The 17911-nt window shown below is 51.4% G+C and carries 23 protein-coding genes and 1 pseudogene; 19 read left to right on the top strand and 5 right to left on the bottom strand.

Annotated features, from left to right (window positions below):
- Positions 1–3 precede the first annotated feature (3 nt).
- From ACE41H_RS16920 to ACE41H_RS16895, 6 genes and pseudogenes are all read left to right on the top strand, one after another.
- The gene (locus tag ACE41H_RS16920) at positions 4–876 is read left to right on the top strand and encodes a CheR family methyltransferase (RefSeq protein WP_375356651.1); all 873 of its coding nucleotides are present in this window, start codon (positions 4–6) and stop codon (positions 874–876) included.
- 18 nt (positions 877–894) lie between these two features.
- Positions 895–2133 (top strand): annotated as a pseudogene (locus tag ACE41H_RS16915) (response regulator); the annotation flags it as partial.
- Between the two features lie 68 nt (positions 2134–2201).
- Entirely contained in the window at positions 2202–2525 is a 324-nt protein-coding gene (locus ACE41H_RS16910; RefSeq protein WP_375356650.1) for an STAS domain-containing protein, read from the top strand.
- Between the two features lie 33 nt (positions 2526–2558).
- The gene (gene rsbW, locus ACE41H_RS16905; RefSeq protein WP_375356649.1) at positions 2559–3011 is read left to right on the top strand and encodes an anti-sigma B factor RsbW; all 453 of its coding nucleotides are present in this window, start codon (positions 2559–2561) and stop codon (positions 3009–3011) included.
- Complete coding sequence (locus ACE41H_RS16900) at positions 3008–3778, top strand: sigma-70 family RNA polymerase sigma factor (protein WP_375356648.1); 771 nt, start codon at positions 3008–3010, stop codon at positions 3776–3778. The genes rsbW and ACE41H_RS16900 overlap by 4 nt, the downstream gene beginning before the upstream one ends.
- Positions 3779–3891: 113 nt before the next feature.
- On the top strand, positions 3892–4866 hold the full coding sequence (locus tag ACE41H_RS16895; protein WP_375356646.1) for a magnesium transporter CorA family protein: 975 nt from the start codon (positions 3892–3894) through the stop codon (positions 4864–4866).
- A gap of 150 nt (positions 4867–5016) precedes the next feature.
- On the opposite strand, the gene ACE41H_RS16890 is transcribed toward ACE41H_RS16895, so the two are convergent.
- From ACE41H_RS16890 to ACE41H_RS16875, 4 genes are all read right to left on the bottom strand, one after another.
- Entirely contained in the window at positions 5017–5364 is a 348-nt protein-coding gene (locus ACE41H_RS16890; protein ID WP_375356645.1) for a DUF5665 domain-containing protein, read from the bottom strand.
- A 5-nt stretch (positions 5365–5369) separates the two neighbouring features.
- A complete protein-coding gene (locus ACE41H_RS16885) occupies positions 5370–5768 on the bottom strand; it encodes a YtxH domain-containing protein (RefSeq protein ID WP_375356644.1) in 399 nt (132 codons plus the stop codon).
- 105 nt (positions 5769–5873) lie between these two features.
- Positions 5874–6563 (bottom strand): phosphatase PAP2 family protein, encoded by a 690-nt coding sequence (locus ACE41H_RS16880; RefSeq protein WP_375356642.1) that lies wholly within the window; start codon positions 6561–6563, stop codon positions 5874–5876.
- 279 nt (positions 6564–6842) lie between these two features.
- Positions 6843–7067 (bottom strand): DUF1128 domain-containing protein, encoded by a 225-nt coding sequence (locus ACE41H_RS16875; RefSeq protein ID WP_375356640.1) that lies wholly within the window; start codon positions 7065–7067, stop codon positions 6843–6845.
- Between the two features lie 189 nt (positions 7068–7256).
- Between ACE41H_RS16875 and yyaC the strand changes: the two genes are divergently transcribed.
- Genes yyaC through ACE41H_RS16855 form a run of 4 tightly spaced genes read left to right on the top strand, consistent with a single transcriptional unit; the run spans position 7257 to position 10536 of the window.
- Positions 7257–7769 carry a spore protease YyaC gene (yyaC, locus tag ACE41H_RS16870; RefSeq protein WP_375356731.1) on the top strand — a complete coding sequence of 171 codons (513 nt, stop codon included), beginning with the start codon at positions 7257–7259 and terminating at the stop codon, positions 7767–7769.
- A gap of 21 nt (positions 7770–7790) precedes the next feature.
- Positions 7791–8585, top strand: a complete 795-nt coding sequence (locus tag ACE41H_RS16865; RefSeq protein ID WP_375356639.1) for an alpha/beta fold hydrolase — start codon at positions 7791–7793, stop codon at positions 8583–8585.
- A gap of 58 nt (positions 8586–8643) precedes the next feature.
- The gene (locus ACE41H_RS16860) at positions 8644–9312 is read left to right on the top strand and encodes a DUF6483 family protein (RefSeq protein ID WP_375356730.1); all 669 of its coding nucleotides are present in this window, start codon (positions 8644–8646) and stop codon (positions 9310–9312) included.
- 60 nt (positions 9313–9372) lie between these two features.
- A complete protein-coding gene (locus tag ACE41H_RS16855; protein WP_375356728.1) occupies positions 9373–10536 on the top strand; it encodes a class I SAM-dependent methyltransferase in 1164 nt (387 codons plus the stop codon).
- Between the two features lie 59 nt (positions 10537–10595).
- Here ACE41H_RS16855 and ACE41H_RS16850 read toward each other — a convergent pair whose 3' ends face one another.
- Positions 10596–10919, bottom strand: coding sequence for a dehydrogenase (locus tag ACE41H_RS16850; protein WP_375356638.1), 324 nt, complete (start codon positions 10917–10919; stop codon positions 10596–10598).
- A gap of 168 nt (positions 10920–11087) precedes the next feature.
- On the opposite strand from ACE41H_RS16850, the gene uptA reads away from it, so the two are divergent.
- From uptA to ACE41H_RS16805, 9 genes are all read left to right on the top strand, one after another.
- Complete coding sequence (uptA, locus tag ACE41H_RS16845) at positions 11088–11702, top strand: undecaprenyl phosphate transporter UptA (RefSeq protein WP_375356637.1); 615 nt, start codon at positions 11088–11090, stop codon at positions 11700–11702.
- Position 11703: 1 nt separating this feature from the next.
- Positions 11704–12273 carry a thioredoxin family protein gene (locus tag ACE41H_RS16840; protein ID WP_375356635.1) on the top strand — a complete coding sequence of 190 codons (570 nt, stop codon included), beginning with the start codon at positions 11704–11706 and terminating at the stop codon, positions 12271–12273.
- Positions 12274–12276: 3 nt separating this feature from the next.
- Positions 12277–12903: an MBL fold metallo-hydrolase gene (locus tag ACE41H_RS16835; RefSeq protein WP_375356634.1), complete on the top strand. Its 627-nt coding sequence runs from the start codon at positions 12277–12279 to the stop codon at positions 12901–12903.
- 192 nt (positions 12904–13095) lie between these two features.
- Positions 13096–13293: a hypothetical protein gene (locus ACE41H_RS16830; RefSeq protein WP_375356632.1), complete on the top strand. Its 198-nt coding sequence runs from the start codon at positions 13096–13098 to the stop codon at positions 13291–13293.
- A 166-nt stretch (positions 13294–13459) separates the two neighbouring features.
- A complete protein-coding gene (locus ACE41H_RS16825) occupies positions 13460–13837 on the top strand; it encodes an ATPase (protein WP_375356631.1) in 378 nt (125 codons plus the stop codon).
- A 270-nt stretch (positions 13838–14107) separates the two neighbouring features.
- Entirely contained in the window at positions 14108–14395 is a 288-nt protein-coding gene (gene gatC, locus ACE41H_RS16820) for an Asp-tRNA(Asn)/Glu-tRNA(Gln) amidotransferase subunit GatC (protein WP_375356630.1), read from the top strand.
- Positions 14396–14422: 27 nt separating this feature from the next.
- Positions 14423–15880 (top strand): Asp-tRNA(Asn)/Glu-tRNA(Gln) amidotransferase subunit GatA, encoded by a 1458-nt coding sequence (gatA, locus tag ACE41H_RS16815; protein ID WP_375356629.1) that lies wholly within the window; start codon positions 14423–14425, stop codon positions 15878–15880.
- Positions 15881–15906: 26 nt separating this feature from the next.
- Positions 15907–17352 (top strand): Asp-tRNA(Asn)/Glu-tRNA(Gln) amidotransferase subunit GatB, encoded by a 1446-nt coding sequence (gene gatB / locus ACE41H_RS16810; RefSeq protein ID WP_375356628.1) that lies wholly within the window; start codon positions 15907–15909, stop codon positions 17350–17352.
- On the top strand, positions 17349–17807 hold the full coding sequence (locus tag ACE41H_RS16805) for a GNAT family N-acetyltransferase (RefSeq protein ID WP_375356627.1): 459 nt from the start codon (positions 17349–17351) through the stop codon (positions 17805–17807). The genes gatB and ACE41H_RS16805 overlap by 4 nt, the downstream gene beginning before the upstream one ends.
- Positions 17808–17911 lie beyond the last annotated feature (104 nt).

Genomic DNA, 17911 nt, shown 5'->3' with positions numbered 1-17911 from the left:
TATATGACAGCGAGAGATCTGGTGGAAGGAAAATCTGAAGAGGAAGGGAGACTGAATGCGGATGAGCGGGAGCAAATTGAGCTGGAGCTGCTGATTGAGGGTATACACCGTTTGTATGGCTATGATTTCAGAAATTATGCCCTTCCTTCGCTGAAGCGCCGCATTCATCACTGTGCCCGGTCGGAAGGTGTAAAGTCCATATCGGGTTTGCAGGAGAAGGTTTTGCACGATCGCGTCTGCTTTGAGAGACTGGTGCAAAGCTTGTCCATTCCGGTTACGGAGATGTTCCGGGACCCGCAGTTCTTTCGCACCTTTCGTCAGAAGATCATTCCGATGTTGCGCACATACCCGTATATCAGAATCTGGCATGCGGGCTGTTCGACCGGTGAAGAGGTGTATTCGATGGCGATGATGCTGCATGAAGAGGGGCTTTATGACAAGGCGCGCATTTATGCCACCGATATGAATGCCAGGTCGCTGCAGCAGGCCAAAGAAGGGGTTTACGGAATCGATAAAATGAAGCTGTATACTAAAAACTACCTGGCTTCCGGCGGAGCACAGTCATTCTCGGAATATTACACAGCCAAATATAACTCGGTCATGTTTCATCCTTTCCTGCGCAAAAATATGATCTTTGCGGAGCATAATCTGGCTACAGACCGGTCCTTCAATGAATTCAACGTCATTTTCTGCCGCAACGTCATGATCTACTTCAACGATGAGCTGCGGAATCAGGTGCACGGTTTGTTTCATGAAAGCCTGAGCCGCTTTGGCGTGCTGGTGCTGGGGGCGAAGGAGTCTATCCATTTTACGGATTACAGCGACTTTTACGAGCCGCTTGACCGGGTAGAGAAAATATACCGGAAGATTAAATAGAGAGCTTAGGAGGATTCTATGGGGTTGCATGAACCGATTCATATCTTGCTGGTAGATGACCGACCGGAGAACCTGCTTGCACTGGAAGCGGTTCTTGAGAGTGAACAGTATAATCTCGTCAAGGCAACTTCGGGTGAAGAGGCCTTGCGCTGTTTGCTGAAGGATGATTTTGCCGTTATCGTGCTTGATGTGCAAATGCCGGGGATGGACGGTATTGAAACAGCCAAGCTGGTTAAAGCCAGAGAGAAGACGAAGGATATCCCGATCATCTTCATTTCTGCCAACAGCAAGGAAGCGGAGCATCTGTTTGCGGGATATTCCGCAGGCGGAATCGATTACATGGTGAAGCCTTTTATTCCACAAATTCTAAAGTCGAAAATTGAAGGCTTCGTGCAAATGTATCTGACCAACAAACGATTGAAAACCCAGTCCATGCTGCTGCAGCAAAAAACGCTGGAGCTGGAAAAGATGAACCAGGAGCTGATCACCGCCAAGGAAGTGGCGGAGGTTGCCGCGAAAGCCAAAACCGAGTTTCTGGCCATGATGAGCCATGAAATCCGTACCCCGATGAATGGAGTCATCAGCATGATTGACCTGCTGATGGAAACGGAGTTGAAGGATGAGCAGCGGGAATACGGTGATATTATACGCCGCAGTGCAGATGCGCTGGTGGCTGTCATCAATGATATTCTTGTTTTTACCAAGCTGGAATCCGGCAAAATGGAGCTTGAAGAGCATCCGTTTAAGCTTAATTCCTGTATTCAGGAGGTGTTCAGTCTCTTCTCCAGGGATGCCGAAAAAAAGAATCTGGAGCTGGGTTTCCATGTGGAGTCTGGTGTTCCGAATGTGGTGTTCGGTGATATGGCGCGTTTGCGCCAGGTGCTGATCAACCTGATCTCTAACTCTATTAAATTTACCGATCAGGGGGGCGTCCATTTACGGGTGTCTGCCGGGGAGTCGGGCAAGGGTAAGGTCACCCTGGAATTTACGGTAAAGGATACCGGGATCGGTATACCACCCGACAAAGCGGATCAATTGTTTCAGCTTTTCTCGCAGCTGGATTCCTCCATGACGCGCAAATACGGAGGAACCGGGCTTGGACTGGCCATCTGCAGAAACCTTATTCAGATGATGGGCGGTGATATTCGGCTGGATACGACTTCCAGGCAGGGAGCGACATTTATGTTCACTGTGCAAATGGGGCTGCATCAGGAGCCGATGCCTGAGGATGAGCAGGGGGAGGAATGGAATTCCCCGTTTTTGTTTCAGAAACTGACATAACGGGTTATGAATAAAGAAACTATTTTTCGGGGGGAGAGGCCTATATGAATACAAATAAAACTGATAAGTTTAACGCCAAAACCGAATTGCGTGACAGAGCATGCACCGTTTATTTGAGCGGTGAGCTGGATTTGTCGGTAGCACCCGATTTCCGTTTGGTCATGGAACCCCTGGTGGAAGAAGCCGGGCAGGATTTGATTATTAATATGAAGGATTTGAAGTATATTGACAGTACGGGGATTGGCATTCTGCTGTCGATCTTAAAGGCAAGGAACGGCATGGAAGCACGCTTCATGGTTGAAGAGGTACCAGTTCGGATTCAAAAGCTCTTCGATATGACGGGTATTGCCAAGTTCTTTGCTTCATAGGAGAATTCCCAATAGGAAAGGATCGAAAAGAGGATGAATGGTGAAGTTCAGAAAGTAGTGTTAAATTTGCCGGCGACCGCTGATTTTGTGGATATTGTGAGATTGAATCTGTATGGCATTGCCTCCAAGATGGGGTTCTCCTATGAAGAAATCGAAGATATGAAAGTTGCTGTATCCGAGGCTTGCAATAACTCCGTATTGTACGCATATAGCCAAAAAGGAGGGTTTGTTGAGGTAAGCTTCGAATTTAATGATACCGAGCTAAGCATCCGTGTAAAAGATGAAGGGGAGAGCTTTGAGCGGATGAATGGCGCGGGTACCGGGGCAACACTTCATGATAAAGAACTGGATGACGTCCAGGTTGGCGGATTGGGCTTTTATCTTATGCAGGCGCTTATGGATGACGTCAACGTGATTAACAAGGCAGGGCAGGGTACGGAAGTCATCCTTGTAAAACGCATGACAAAAAGTGAGGAGAAGGTATGAAGGAAAAGGTAACTCCCCCAGAGTCCATGGATGAAGCCGTTGGTTTGATCTGGGAGTACCAACAAACCAAGGATAATGAGATTGCCACCGTGCTGATCAAAAAGTACGAGCCTATGGTCAAAATGGCGGCTGGGAAAATTGCCCGGAACAGGCCCGACCTGTACGAGGACTTGTATCAAACCGGTCAAATGGCCCTGGTGCGTCTTCTGCAGCAATACGATATCAAGCTTGGGATTCCATTCGAGCCCTATGCCATGAAGAGCATGATCGGGCATATGAAGAACTTTCTCCGTGATAAATCATGGTATATTCAGGTTCCGCGCCGGATCAAGGAGAAGGGTGCCCTCGTACAGCACGCCATAGACGAACTGACCGTCAAGCTGGAGCGTTCTCCGGACGTCAAGGAGATTGCCGAATATCTGGATCTCCCGGTCGAGGAGACGATTGAGGTGCTGGCTGGACGTGAATGTTATCATTACGTATCTCTTGATTCTCCGCTATCGCAGGATGAAAGTGCCGCAACGCTCGGGGAATTGATCAGCTCGGATACGAATGATTTTGATGCAGTTGAGAAGCGTATGGATCTTCAGCAGGCACTCAGCCAGTTGAAGGAGCAGGAGCAGCAGGTGCTGCTGCTGGCTTTTCAGGATGGACAATCTCAAAGGGCGATCGCCCAGAAGCTTGGCGTGTCCCAGATGAGCGTTTCGCGGATTCAGAAAAGAGCAACCGAGAAGCTGAAGCGCATTATGTCCAATTCTCCCTTATGAAACAGAATATATTTTGCTGTTATGACCCTGTATGCCCGACATAAAGGACACCCATTATTCTGTGACTGAATAAGGGTGTCCTTTTAAGAATATTTTGATCAGGAGGGGGATTCTTGAGTAAACGCGTACCGGAATATTATAAACATAAGTTCAATAAAGGGGCATGGGAATGGTGGGACATTGAAACCGATGCATGGTCAACCCCGATTCTGACTGTGCTGGAAGAAGAGATGCCCGAGACAGGGGCATGGCTGGAAGTGATTAAAGAAGTAGAGTCCAACTACTTGTCCGTTCACTATCTGGATGGAAGGGACCCGATGCTCTTCGGAACGCTGCAGTATTCGGTTAAAGAAAGCCTTACCAGCAACTATAGTGCCAGCATGTTTCATTTTTTTGTTCATGGCAGACGGCTGGTGACACTTAATCTGGATCAGAGGACCAGAATGTTTATGAGCTCGGAAGACAGAATGCGCATGTTGGACGAGTGTGGGAGCGGGGCGGACGGACTTTTTGTCCTGGTACGGATTCTGCTGCATTATTTTCAGAATGGGATGGATCATTTTGAGCTTAATCTGCGGCCCCTGGAAGAGAGCATGAAGAAGAACAACGCCAGAACGCTGATGGACAAAATACTGGATTCCCGCTTTGAGCTGCTCTATTGGAGCAATATGTTTGTACCGTTCCAGGAGCTGATTTCGGCATCACGTGAAGCGTATCTCGATGCTCTGGACGATAATCCGTTCTTTCAGCGGATGCTTTACCGGGTGGAACGCATGCAGCGTTTATTCGAGCACTATGAGCGGGAGATTGATACACTTATCTCTATAGATAACGCCATCTCGGGTTTCCGGGGCAATGAAATCACGAAGACACTGACGATTGTGACGGCCGTCTTTACCCCTGCAACGGTAGTCGGAGCGATTTGGGGCATGAATTTTGAAAATCTGCCATGGATCAAGACACCCTGGGGCTTCACGGTGGTGATGATAACGACCCTGATCAGCATGGCTGGCATGTACATATGGATGAGGAAGAAGGGCTTTACAGGGGACCTGCTGCGAGCGGGCAAAAAAGAAAGGAACATTTGAATTAGGCACTGAAAATCCATAGGCGCTACTTTCGTATGTTGGGAGGCGCTCCGAGAACGAAGCATTCCTACAATCGCTGTTGACCCGGAATAAAAAAAGAAAAGAGAACCCTCACCAATGAATCACTGTTGAGAGGTCCCTGTATATCATTCAGCCGTTTCGGGCTGCTTCCACATACTTCAGCAGCTCGGCGAGGAAGCTGCCGATGCCGGGAAGATTGAGCTGCACCAGTAAGGACAGCAGCCAGCCTAACAAAGCGATAATCAAAATGGTGCCAAGCGACAAGCCCAGCCCTCTCGCGATGCCTGCTGTCAAATTGCTGATAATGCGCTTTTTTGGATTGGAGTAGTTCTCGATGATATCGCGAAACTGGGACTTTTCCAGGGCATCCGCCAATTGGTCGAGCCGGTTGTTGAGCTTTTTGACCTCATGGCGCAGTTCAAAGGGATGCTCGTCCACCTCATAGGCAGGCATGCGTTCTCCGCTGACTTTGCCCATGAATGTTATCCCCGCGCAGCATTCATAACGTCTTTATCCGCTTTTGCGGCTTCTTCCATCACTTCTTCGGAAGCCTGTTTTGCGGTTGATGCGATTTTGTCTTTGCTCTCGGCGACGGTTTTGGCAACATCAGATGTTTTTACGGTTACGGTCTTGGCCAAATCCGTTGCCTTGCCGCCCACCGCCGAAGCAACGTCCTTTGTCTTGGCTCCTACCATGGCAGCATAGTCTTTGGTTTTGTCTGTTACTGTCGTCATCTTATCGGACAGATCGCTGCGCAGCTCGCGTCCGGGTTTCGGTGCGAATAGCAGCGCAGCAACCGCTCCAAGAAGACCGCCGATAAATATGCCTTTGGCAAATGTGGAACCGCTTTGTGCCGGATACTGAGTTTCCGCTTTGTTCATCCCAATCACTCCTTCAAGATTTGTATCATTCCCTTCGCTTACCTTCGTATTAAACGCAGTGCTGCCGGCTGAAACAGGAGTTGAGATGGCATGATGCGTCCAAGCCTACCGTTTTCCCGTGGCGCGGCTGTCCCGAATCCATGTATACAGGGGAGGCAATGTAAACCACAGCCAGAGGGCTCCTGCAATATATCCTCCCGCCACGTCGCTCGGATAATGAACGCCAAGATAGATACGGCTCAGGCCGATCAGCAATATCAATAAAGCTCCTGCAACGAGCGGAAAAGAAATGGAGCGGCCGTGCTCGCGGTTGTGCATGGCCCAGATCGCAAAGAGCGTTCCGTAAAAGCCCATGGCGACCATGGCATGTCCGCTGGGAAAACTGTAGCCTCCCGCTTCGGTTAGATGTTGCAGGCTTGGCCGGTCGCGCTGAAGCAGCAACTTGACCAGGGTGTTCAGACCCCACATGGCTGTAAAGCTGACCAGAACGGAAAACGCGGTGATCCTGTTTTTTCTTCCGAGCCAGAGCCATAAGGCAGAAGCAAGCGCTGCAAGCAGGGTAACCCAGAAGGAACCGGGTGTTGTAATAAAAAGGGCTGCCGGGAGAAGGCGGTGAAGGATGTCACCGGAGACGGGAAATATCAAGGATTGCAGCCATACATCCAGCCGGAGCAGCGGCCCTGTTCCGATCATTCTGGCGAGGAGCACAAGCATGCAAAGGATGCAAGGTATGATGAGCACTGCAAGGGCAATGCGGCGAAGATAACGGTAATAATGGGTGGTCTGATGATTCATTTTTGCTGGCAGCCTCCTGTCCTTCGTTCGTTATGTCCGTTGTCATCCATTCTTTGGTTAAGGGCTGTAAAAACCGGGTAAGAGAATCGCAATAGAAACTACTGCTAAACGCGGTCTGTCTTCTGTGCATATACGTCGATAGACGTTTTTATTATAATAAAAGCCGGAGAACTGCCGCAAACCACAGTAAGTTCTGCAAGGGGAGCCGCACAAAAAAACGCAGATTATGAGCCCGGGCCCATAATCTGCGTTTACTTTAGCTGCTTCAGGTTTGACGATTTAGGAGCTGCGCAACCGTCCAAGCTCGGAAACAACCGCTTCAACCTCTGAAATACTGAGATTGGGCTTGTTCATCACCATTTCATAAATGTCATGAAGATCTTCATACTGCTCCACGGAGAAAGCGGAGGACTGCATAGCGGCGCCGCTTGCCATGCGCAGCTTATTCTTGATGGCTTCGATCATATATTCGATATTGGCCTGGGATTTCTGCGATAAATCCATCGGTATTCATTCATCCTTTCACAAGGGGTGGTTGGAAGTATTGTATCATGTTTTGCGGAGAGGCCACCAATTATTTTGCTTGAACACCCGGGTATGCGTTAGAATCAAAGCAAATACCGGAACGGGATGAGGTGGACAGACAAGTTGTTGAGGGAAACGCCGGATGGCGGACGGAAGAACCCGTCTGGTATGAAACGGGTGCCGGGCAGCGAGCTGGCAGCATTTTTTCACAGTATCCATAGGCGATTTGAGGCTGCCGAGGTGACCTTTGTCTGCATCGGAACAGACAGGTCTACGGGGGATGCGCTTGGGCCGCTGACCGGTACGCTGTTGAAGGAGAAGGGCTTTCCGCACGTGATCGGCACACTGGCTGCTCCATGCGATGCAGTAACTCTGGAAGCCGAGGTCCGCGGAATTCCGGCGGAACAGCGGATTATAGCCATTGATGCCTGCCTGGGCCAGCCGGGCTCGGTCGGGCTGTTCCTCGTTGCGGAGGCTCCGCTTGCGCCGGCGCGATCCATGGGGCTTCAGCTTCCGCCGATCGGCCATTACAGCGTTGCGGGTGTGGTTAACATTATGGGGCCCAAGCCTTACTGGACCCTGCAGACGACGTCACTGCATCAGGTAATGACCATGGCCGCTTGTATCGCGGATGCCGCATCCGCAGGCTTTGGGCTGTCTTTAAGCAGCCGGACAAAATGATATGGAAAGAGGGCGATCGTCATGAATAAACAGGTGTGTGAAGGAACGACCATCTATTACGCGGATGAGGGAAAAGGTGACAACGTCATTGTGCTGCTGCACGGATTTTGCGGCAGCTCGGCTTATTGGGACGACGTGATTCCGCTTCTGTCCCCTCATTATCGCTGCATCGTGCCGGATTTGCGCGGGCACGGACAATCGGATGCGCCCAAAGGGGCCTATTCCATGGAAGAAATGGCGGATGATGTGCTTAACCTTTTGCAGGCGCTTGATATTGCCAAAGCTTCGCTGTTCGGCCATTCCATGGGCGGCTATATTGCGCTGTCCGCCGTACAGCGACATCCGGAGCGGTTCAACGCCTTCGGACTGATTCACTCGACAGCGCATGAGGATACGGAGGAAGGCAAAGAAAAGCGTCTCAAAGCCGTATCCACGATTGAAACGGAAGGCATTACGGCTTTTGTGGACGGCATGGTTCCGGGACTGTTTGCCCCTCAGCATCTGGATTCTATGGCAGACAAAGTGATTAAGGCCAAGGAGCTCGGCTATGCGACTCCTCCGCAGGGAGCTGTCGGAGCGGCGCTCGCCATGCGTAGCCGTCCCGACCGGCGTGATGTGCTGACCGCCGCGCCGCTGCCGGTGCTGCTGGCAGCGGGAGAGCATGACCAGGTGGTCCCTGCTGCACGTACCTTTACCGCGGATAAGCCGAACATTCGGCAGAGCGTGATCGGCGGGGCGGGGCATATGAGCATGATGGAGGCTCCGCGTGAACTGGCCGAGGTCATTAAGGGCTTTTTGGTTTTTGCGGCAGTTTGAACTACAATTGGAACAGGAGAGGCTTGCAGTCCTGGCATAGGGCATGATATTGCCGGGTGTGAAAGGACGGGATTTGGTCGTGTTCAGAAGAGATTATTTGCTCCGCATGATGGAAGAAATGACGGAGGCGGTGGGCGCAGCCCTCGGTTTACGGCAGCAGAATCGCCATACAGAAGCGCTCGCCAGGCTGGACGAGCTGCTGAAAAAAAGGTTCAGGCTGTCGCTCCCGCTGCTGGAATCGCTGCCCCCCGAACAGATCATTGATCTGTTCCGCATGGGTGGGACCGTGGAAGTGGACAAGCTGCAGCAGGCGTCCCGCCTGCTGGAGGAAGCGGGAAGGATCAGAATGGACACGGGAGAGCCGGATCAGGGGCTGCAGCTGCTGATGAAGGCTCTTCATTTATATGTATACAGCGCTTTGAATGGCGCTTCAAGGGAGCTGCAGATGCTGCCTGAACGAATATCGGCTGTTCATGAGCAGGTGAAGGAATATCTTTTTCCCCTGGAGCTGGACAAGCTTCTTGCGGCTTATTTTGAGCGAGAGGGCTTGTACGCCCAGGCGGATGAAATATGGTTTGATCTTGGCGTCAAACAGAAGCCGCTGCTTCATGAAGCGGTCGCTTTCTATGATCGTCTTCTGCAGCGGCCGGCTGATGAATTGGAACGCGGCGGCCTTTCCCGCACGGAAGCGGAGCAGGGAAAGGAAGAGCTGCTGCAGCTAGAATAGGCCTAATGAGGCAGAAAGCGGGTTATTGTTTTGGAATCTCTGCGTAATCTTGTTAACCAGATGCTGGCGGAGGGATCGCTGATCACAGCAACGCTCAGTCAACTGCGCAAGAAGGAGCAGGCCTCCTTCACCAAGGTGCAAATCAAACCGGTTGAACTGAAGAAGGAGCTGTTCTACCAGTTCGCCTATGTTTACAGCAATAAGGTAACTCACGAAAATTTGACCCCACCTGAAGCGGCCGGGCGTATGACTGCCCTGTTCGAAGAGACGTTCCGTCAGGGCTTGCTGTGTACGGCTGAGGCGGATTACCAGGTGTTAATCAGCAAAAAATTCAAAGTTTCCATATTGACCAAATCTCCCTCCAAGTCTGCTACCAATCTGGCACATAACCGCAAAAAGCGTTATGTGCTTGAGGAAGGGGCGCCTGTCCCATTTCTCGTTGAGCTGGGCATTATGAATGAAGAGGGCAAGGTGCTGGCCCGCAAATATGATAAATTCAAGCAGATTAACCGCTTCCTTGAAATGGTTCAGGATGTGCTGCCCAATTTGCCGGCAGGCCGCCCTTTGACGATTGTCGATTTCGGTTGCGGCAAATCCTATCTGACGTTTGCGCTGTATCATTATTTGGCGGTGCAGCAGCGCAGGCCTCTGAACGTGGTCGGTCTCGATCTGAAAGCGGATGTGATCGAAACCTGCAATCTTCTGGCAGGCAAGCTGCAGTACCGCAATCTGAAATTTCTGGTCGGGGATATTGCCGACTATAACGAGCTGGACCAGGTCGATATGGTCGTAACGCTGCATGCCTGCGATACGGCAACAGATGCGGCGCTCGAAAAGGCCGTCCGCTGGGACGCTTCGGTCATTCTGTCCGTTCCCTGCTGCCAGCATGAGCTCTTCAATCAAATTTCTAATGAAGTGATGGAGCCAATGCTGTCGCACGGAATATTGAAGGAACGTTTCTCAGCCCTGGCTACGGACGGAATCCGGGCCAAGCTGTTGGACATCCTCGGTTACCGTACACAACTGCTGGAGTTTATTGATCTGGAGCATACGCCCAAAAATCTCCTGATCCGGGCTGTAAAAGGACAGCAAGAAGACCGCTCCAGACTGTGGAGTGAATATACGGTGTTCCGTGATTTTTTGCATGCCGATCCTTATCTGGAACGTGCGTGCGCTGACCTGCTCCCGGAAGGAGCCGGAGCATCGCAATCCAAATCCCAATAAAATAAGTGCTGCAAGAGCGGGGCCGGTGCACGGCGCCGCTCTCTGTGTCTAAACTGAGCTTATCCGCCGTAAGAGCTCCGGAAGGCGGTGCATAATACGGATTTCTCCACCTGCCACAGTTCGGCAAGCTCAGGTCCGACCTCTTCGTCCCACCAATCGCACAGCAGCTTCCGGTTGCTGCTGTTCTCAGTGATCCAGATCAGATTCCCGGCTACCTTGCGGCAGTACAGCTCCTCCCCCTTCCGCACCAATTCGGGGGGGATATATGTTTTGAGGCGTTTGCAGGTGCGGTACAGCTCCTTGCTGCAGGCCCGGCGTATCCCGCGTGCCGTTGGCAGAGCGGATTGTCCCTGCGTGTGCTTCGGCAAATGGTTGGCAGGCAATGGTCATCCTCCTTTCAAGACATTTCATGATATGCTGGCAGGTCCGGGGCGGCTACCCCGGCGATATGCCCGCGGAAGCGGGGCTGGAGGCTGGAGGCTGGTGGCATTCCGCTCTGCCGCTGTGATAGAATAAACGCTGGACGAGAAGATAAAGGGAGCGGAGAAACGATGGATATCATTTCAAATATCGTTCATCAATTGTTCGAATGGATTCGTAATCTCGGCTACATAGGAATCGCGCTGGGGTTAATGGTGGAAGTCATTCCCAGTGAAATCGTGCTCGCTTATGGAGGATTTCTGGTTTACAGTGAGCAGGTGAAATTTATACCGGCCGTGTTTTTCGGAACCGTGGGCGGCGTGTTGGCGCAGTTATTCATCTATTGGATTGGCAGATACGGCGGTCGACCTGTGCTTGAGAAATACGGGAAGTACATATTGATTAACAAAAAGCATATCGATCATGCGGAAGCCTGGTTTAACAAATACGGCACAGGCGTTATTTTCACGGCCCGCTTTATTCCGGTAGTCAGACATGCCATCTCCATCCCCGCAGGAATATCACGTATGAATGTTTGGCGTTTTATCATTTTAACTACTTTGGCTGTTATTCCATGGAGCGTATTGTTTATTTATTTAGGAATGCTTCTCGGCAACCAATGGGAACATATCGATGAAAAGGCCGCCCCTTATGTAACCCCGATATTGTTGGCTGCGGTTGTTCTGCTGGCTGCCTATTTTCTTATCAAATGGATCATCTCCAAAAACAGGAAAGGAAGTGTGTAATATGGCCCGCAGCAATGTTTCCCAATATTTCGGCAAAGGGCTCACGCCCGAGCAATTCATGGACAGCATGGAAAAGAACAAGGAGGCATTCCGCTCCTGGTATGACCGGTTTGCGTGGAAGGATGAAAGCGACCGCGAGTATTTTGCAAGTTTGAATCACCGCGACGATCTGCGCGTTCTGATTCTCGCTGCCGATTGGTGCGGGGATGTGGTGCGCTGTGTGCCCGTGGTGTTCCGTGCCATGGAGAGTGCAGGAATACGGACGGAGGTACTCATCCTTGAAAATCATGATGCGTTGATGAACGATTTCCTGACCATGGGCAGCCGTTCCATCCCTATCGTTATTTTTGCAGATACCGGGGGGCATGTGCTTGGCCACTGGGGGCCCCGCCCTGCGCATGTTCAGGAGGTTATGGTTCAGTTCAAAAAAGAAAATCCCGAACGTGAAGCACCGGACTACCAGGATAAGCTGGACGCTGCCCGCGCGGAGATTCGTGCCAGATACGGGGAAGGGACGGAGATTCACGGCGTCATCGTGAAAGAGCTGCGCGAGCTCATCTCGGGGCTGTAAGCAATGGCATTAACTATCCGCTCATTTAATCTCGGTGCCCTGCAGACGAATGCTTATCTTGTGCAGGACAAAGATACGGACCGCGGCTTTATTATCGATCCGGGGATGAATCCTGGCTCCCTGGTTAGAGCCATCGAAGGTTTGACCATTGAAGCGATTTTGCTTACACATGCGCATTTCGATCATATGGCAGGAGTTGATGAGGTACGCCGGGCCGCAGGCTGTCCGGTGTATCTGCATCCGCTTGAGCAGGAATGGATGACTTCTCCCAAGCTGAACGGCTCTCTCATGTGGCCGCAAATCTCGCAGCCGGTGACGGCGGCCCCGGCTGAGTACGATCTTGGTGAAGGTCAGGTTCTGGAATTGATCGGCCATCAGTTTAAGGTGTACCATACCCCAGGACATTCCCCGGGCAGCGTGAGCTTTCACTGTGGCAAGGATCTGTTCGGCGGTGATGTGCTGTTCCGGATGGGGGTAGGACGTACGGATCTGCCCGGCGGCAGGGAAAGGGATCTGATTGATTCAGTGCATCGATTGTACCGGTTGGATGATGAGGTGACGGTGTATCCGGGACATGGTCCCAAAACAACGATTGGTTACGAAAAAGCAAACAATCCGTATATCCGCTGACACGGAATACGCAAGTATTCGTCAAAACCCGCTGTTTTTTTCAAAAACCTTCTGGACAAGAGCGGTGCCGTTTGCTAATATACTCTTTAGAAGTTATATAACCATCCGCGAAGCACGCAGACTGAGGAATTAATCCCGGTTTGCGTTCTTTTTTTGTCTTTTTTTGCTGTCTTTTTTTGGGGGGGAAAGCTATTGGAACAGCAGGTCCGGCTTACTGCGGAACAAATAAGAAATGCAATATGTCCGCATTCGCAGACGATTACCGGAGGGGAAAGCACGGGGCAAAGCAATAAAGAGATTCCGGCGGGCTGGAGGCATGTTAGACGGTGTGGAGGCTGGAGCAATCAGTATTGGCATCGCCGGCTGACGGAGCACCGGTTTAGACGTTAATATAAGGAAGGTCGTGGAGACCTTTCCAATGGTCGATTCATAGGATGAGGTATCCAGCATTATTATTTCCCGCAAATTCACTTGGAATCAATTGAATTTGCTCATAGACATTTTGATCGTTTTTTAGTAGACTAAACAGATAACTAAGACAGCCAGGAGGTAGACGATGTATCGTTTAGGGGAGAAAATAATGATCGTCGCGGATGCCTTTGAGCAGAATCTTCCTGTGGGGGAACACGGTTATATTATCGCCTATGACCGGAATCCGGATAACGCCTTTGATTATGTTATCCGTGTGCCGAAGATCAACCGGAATTTCTTTGTTCCAGCCGGAGACGTAGAACTTGAGACACAAATGCTGAAGAGGGAAGCTGAAAGGGTCGAACGTGAAGCGCTGATCGATTACGCCCTTGCTACTCACAATGAGCAATTGTTCCGTAGTGTCATGAACGGTGGAATAGAGAATAAGGAAGAAGAAACCGCAGCGGAATCATTATCACCATCGGATTTTATCAAGCAGGTTAATTTGCGTGCATGGATTTGATTTAACCACCGGCTTAGGCCGGTTCTGAGGCTGTCGGGCCAGATCCGGCGGCCCTTTTAATTTTTGCGGGAAAGACAGGTCGAAGATGGACAAGAACTTTTCCCCCGCGACATTGAATTGTAAAACGTTCTAACCTATAATTAAAACGTTATTTTAAAAGCACGGAGGACTTCTCCCCTTATTTAAGAATAAGCGGACAGGCTGCCTGCCAAGGCAGAGTCATCATTCCTGAATTTAGCGCTTTACATACACAAAGGAGGCAAACACCGCATGGACATTTCTTTGGAAAACGTACGCCACGTGGCCAAGCTGTCGCGATTGAACCTGACCTCTGCGGAAGAGGAGCTCATGACCGAGCAATTAAATGCGATTCTGCATTATGCGGAGAAGCTGAATGAGCTTGATACGGACGATGTGGAGCCGACGACTCATGTACTGCATGTAAGCAATGTCATGCGGGAAGACGAGGTGCGTCCAAGCCTGACACTGGAGCAGGTGATGCGCAACGCTCCCGAAGAGGAAGACGGACAGTTTAAGGTTCCTGCGATACTGGAATAGTTCGAAGGTGAAAGGAGGATGTTTGAGTTGAGTTTGTTTGATAACACGCTGCCGGAATTACATAACAGGCTGAATAGCAAGGATGTTTCCGCCACGGACCTGGTTGACGAGGCTATGAAGAATATTGGAGCCCGTGAGGAGAAAGTGAAGGCTTACCTTACAATAGATGAGGAAGGGGCTCGGGCGGCTGCCCGCCGTTTGGACGATCGTCTCGCTTCAGGAGGGGAGCGCGGATTACTGTTTGGCCTTCCGGCCGGTATTAAGGACAATATCGTCACAGAAGGGTTGCGTACAACCTGTGCCAGCCAGTTTTTGAGCAATTTTAATCCCGTGTATGATGCCACCGTAGTGAAGAAGCTTAATGCTGCGGACGCCGTAACTCTGGGCAAAATGAATATGGACGAGTTTGCCATGGGCGGCTCCAACGAGAACTCCAGCTTTTACCCGACTCGTAATCCATGGGATCTGGACCGGGTTCCTGGCGGGTCCAGCGGAGGCTCTGCCGCAGCGGTTGCCGCGGGCGAAGCTTATTTTACACTGGGCTCGGATACAGGGGGTTCCATCCGGCAGCCGGCCTCTTACTGTGGTGTAGTCGGTCTTAAGCCTACCTACGGGCTTGTGTCACGGTTTGGTCTGGTTGCCTTTGCATCCTCCCTTGACCAGATCGGTCCGATTACGAAAAATGTCGAGGATTCGGCGTATGTGCTTCAGGCTATCGCAGGATACGACGGGATGGATTCCACGTCCGCCAAGGTTGATGTGCCGGATTACCTTTCCAGCCTCACCGGTGATGTGAAAGGGCTGCGTATCGCAGTGCCGAAGGAATATCTGGGCGAAGGCGTGGATCCGCAGGTGAAAGAGAGAGTGCTTGAAGCGTTGAAGACGCTTGAAGGCATGGGAGCAGTGTGGGAAGAGGTGTCGCTGCCTCATACGGAGTATGCCGTCGCAACCTATTATCTGCTGGCTTCCTCGGAGGCGTCCTCCAATCTGGCTCGCTTCGACGGAGTTCGTTATGGCGTGCGGGCGGACAACCCGGAGAACCTGCTTGATCTGTACCACCAATCCAGAAGCCAGGGCTTCGGGCCGGAAGTGAAACGGAGAATTATGCTTGGCACTTACGCGCTCAGTTCCGGATATTATGACGCGTATTATTTGAAAGCACAGAAGGTGCGCACGCTGATCAAACGTGATTTTGATCAGGTGTTTGAGAAGTACGATGTCATTGTCGGACCGACCGCGCCAACTACGGCCTTTAAGCTGGGCACGCAGGTAGACAATCCGCTGACCATGTACCTGAACGATATTTTGACCATTCCGGTGAGTCTTGCTGGCGTTCCTGCGATCAGTGTTCCTTGCGGTTTGGCGGAAGGGATGCCTGTCGGCCTGCAAATTATCGGCAAACCTTTTGACGAGGCGCAGGTGCTGCGGGTGGCGCATGCATTTGAACAGAATACGGAGTTTCACAAGCAGCGGCCGCAGCTGTAATCCGGAGAGAAGGAGGTTATCCCGATATGTCTACAACATCCAAGTATGAAACCGTCATCGGACTGGAGGTCCATGTGGAGCTTCATACTCAATCGAAAATTTTCTGCGGATGCTCGACGGAGTTCGGAGCTCCGCCGAATTCGCATACCTGTCCGATCTGCCTCGGTCATCCGGGTGTGCTGCCCGTGCTGAACCGGCAGGCTGTGGAATACGCGATGAAAGCGGCCATGGCCTTGAACTGTACGGTTGGCGACGTGAGCAAATTCGACCGTAAAAACTATTTCTACCCGGACTCGCCAAAAGCCTACCAAATTTCACAGTATGATCAGCCGATTGGCGAGAACGGCTGGATTGATATTGAAGTGAACGGCACAACCAAACGAATTGGTATCACCCGTCTGCATCTGGAGGAGGATGCGGGCAAGCTGACGCATGTCGACGGCGGATTCGCATCGCTTGTTGACTTTAACCGTGTCGGCACACCGCTGGTTGAAATTGTGTCGGAACCGGAAATTTCGTCGCCGGAAGAGGCGCGTGCCTACCTGGAGAAGCTGCGCTCCATTATGCAGTACTGCGAAGTGTCTGATGTAAAAATGGAGGAAGGCTCCTTGCGCTGCGATGCCAACATCAGCCTTCGTCCATTCGGCCAAGAAAAGCTGGGCACACGGGCGGAGCTCAAGAATATGAACTCCTTCCGCGGGGTTCAGCGCGGACTGGAGTATGAGCAGTTCCGGCAGGAGCAAGTCCTTGAAGCGGGTGATTCCGTCGTTCAGGAGACCCGGCGCTGGGACGAGGCGCAGGGCAAGACGATTGCCATGCGCGGCAAGGAAGAATCGCATGATTACCGTTACTTCCCGGATCCTGACCTTGTTACGCTTCACATCGATGTGGATTGGAAGGAGCGGATCCGTGCTTCTATCCCCGAGCTCCCGGATCAGCGCAAGGCCCGCTATACTTCGGAATACGGGCTCCCTGAGTATGATGCGGCTGTTATCACCTCCTCCAAAGCGCTGGCGGACCTGTTCGAGAACAGTCTGCAGTATACGAAGGATGCCAAAGCGGTCTCCAACTGGATTATGGGGGACTTGCTTGGCTATCTGAACAGCATGAATGCAGAACTGTCTGATGTAAAGCTGAGCGGACAGGGGCTTGGTGAGATGATTGGACTGCTGGAGAAAGGGACGATCAGCAGCAAGATTGCCAAAACGGTCTTCAAGGAAATGCTGGAGACCGGCAAGCTTCCGCAGCAGATTGTGGAAGAGAAGGGTCTGGTTCAAATCAGTGACGAGGGCGCCATTATGGCGATTGTAGAGCAAGTAGTTGCCAACAATCCGCAGTCTGTAGAGGATTATAAGGCAGGCAAGCAAAAAGCGATCGGCTTCCTGGTAGGACAGGTTATGAAAGAAAGCAAGGGGAAAGCCAATCCCGGACTTGTGAACAAGCTGCTTGTTGAAGTGCTGGGATACTCATGATTCGAGCTTTATCCCTGCAGGACGATGATACGCTTGAGCAGCTGTGGCAGCTGCAGCATGTGGCATACCGTCTGGAAGCGGAGAAAATTGGATTCGACAAAATACCGCCGCTGATGGATACGATGGACACCCTTCGCGCCTGTGGCGAACAATTTTACGGAGCCGTCAGTGAGGATGGAGAGGTTATCGGTGCCATCGCAACGGAGACGGAGCAGCCCGGCTCGCTTACGATCTCCAGAATGATGGTTCATCCCGCGCATTTCCGGAAAGGAATTGCCGGGTCGCTGATTGAGCATGTGCTGGAGCTGCACCGGAACATTCCGTTGTTTATTGTCTCCACAGGCACTTTGAATACGCCCGCGGTTTCCCTGTACCAGAAATACGGGTTCCGGCCTGTAGCTGTGCAGCAAATTGCCCCGGGTGTGGAATTAAAGACGTTCCATCTGAATAATTAGCTGATATAACTTTTGGATCCCGCAGAAGGAGGCCACTGAAAAACATAGCTTTTCTGAGGGCCAAAAGAGAATTCATCAAAAAGACGACATTTCATTCAGAAATA

The sequence above is a fragment of the Paenibacillus enshidis genome (assembly GCF_042136365.1).
Lineage (GTDB): Bacteria > Bacillota > Bacilli > Paenibacillales > Paenibacillaceae > Paenibacillus > Paenibacillus enshidis.
Note: the sequence above shows the minus strand (reverse complement) of the source record. Positions and strands in the feature narration are given on the sequence as shown.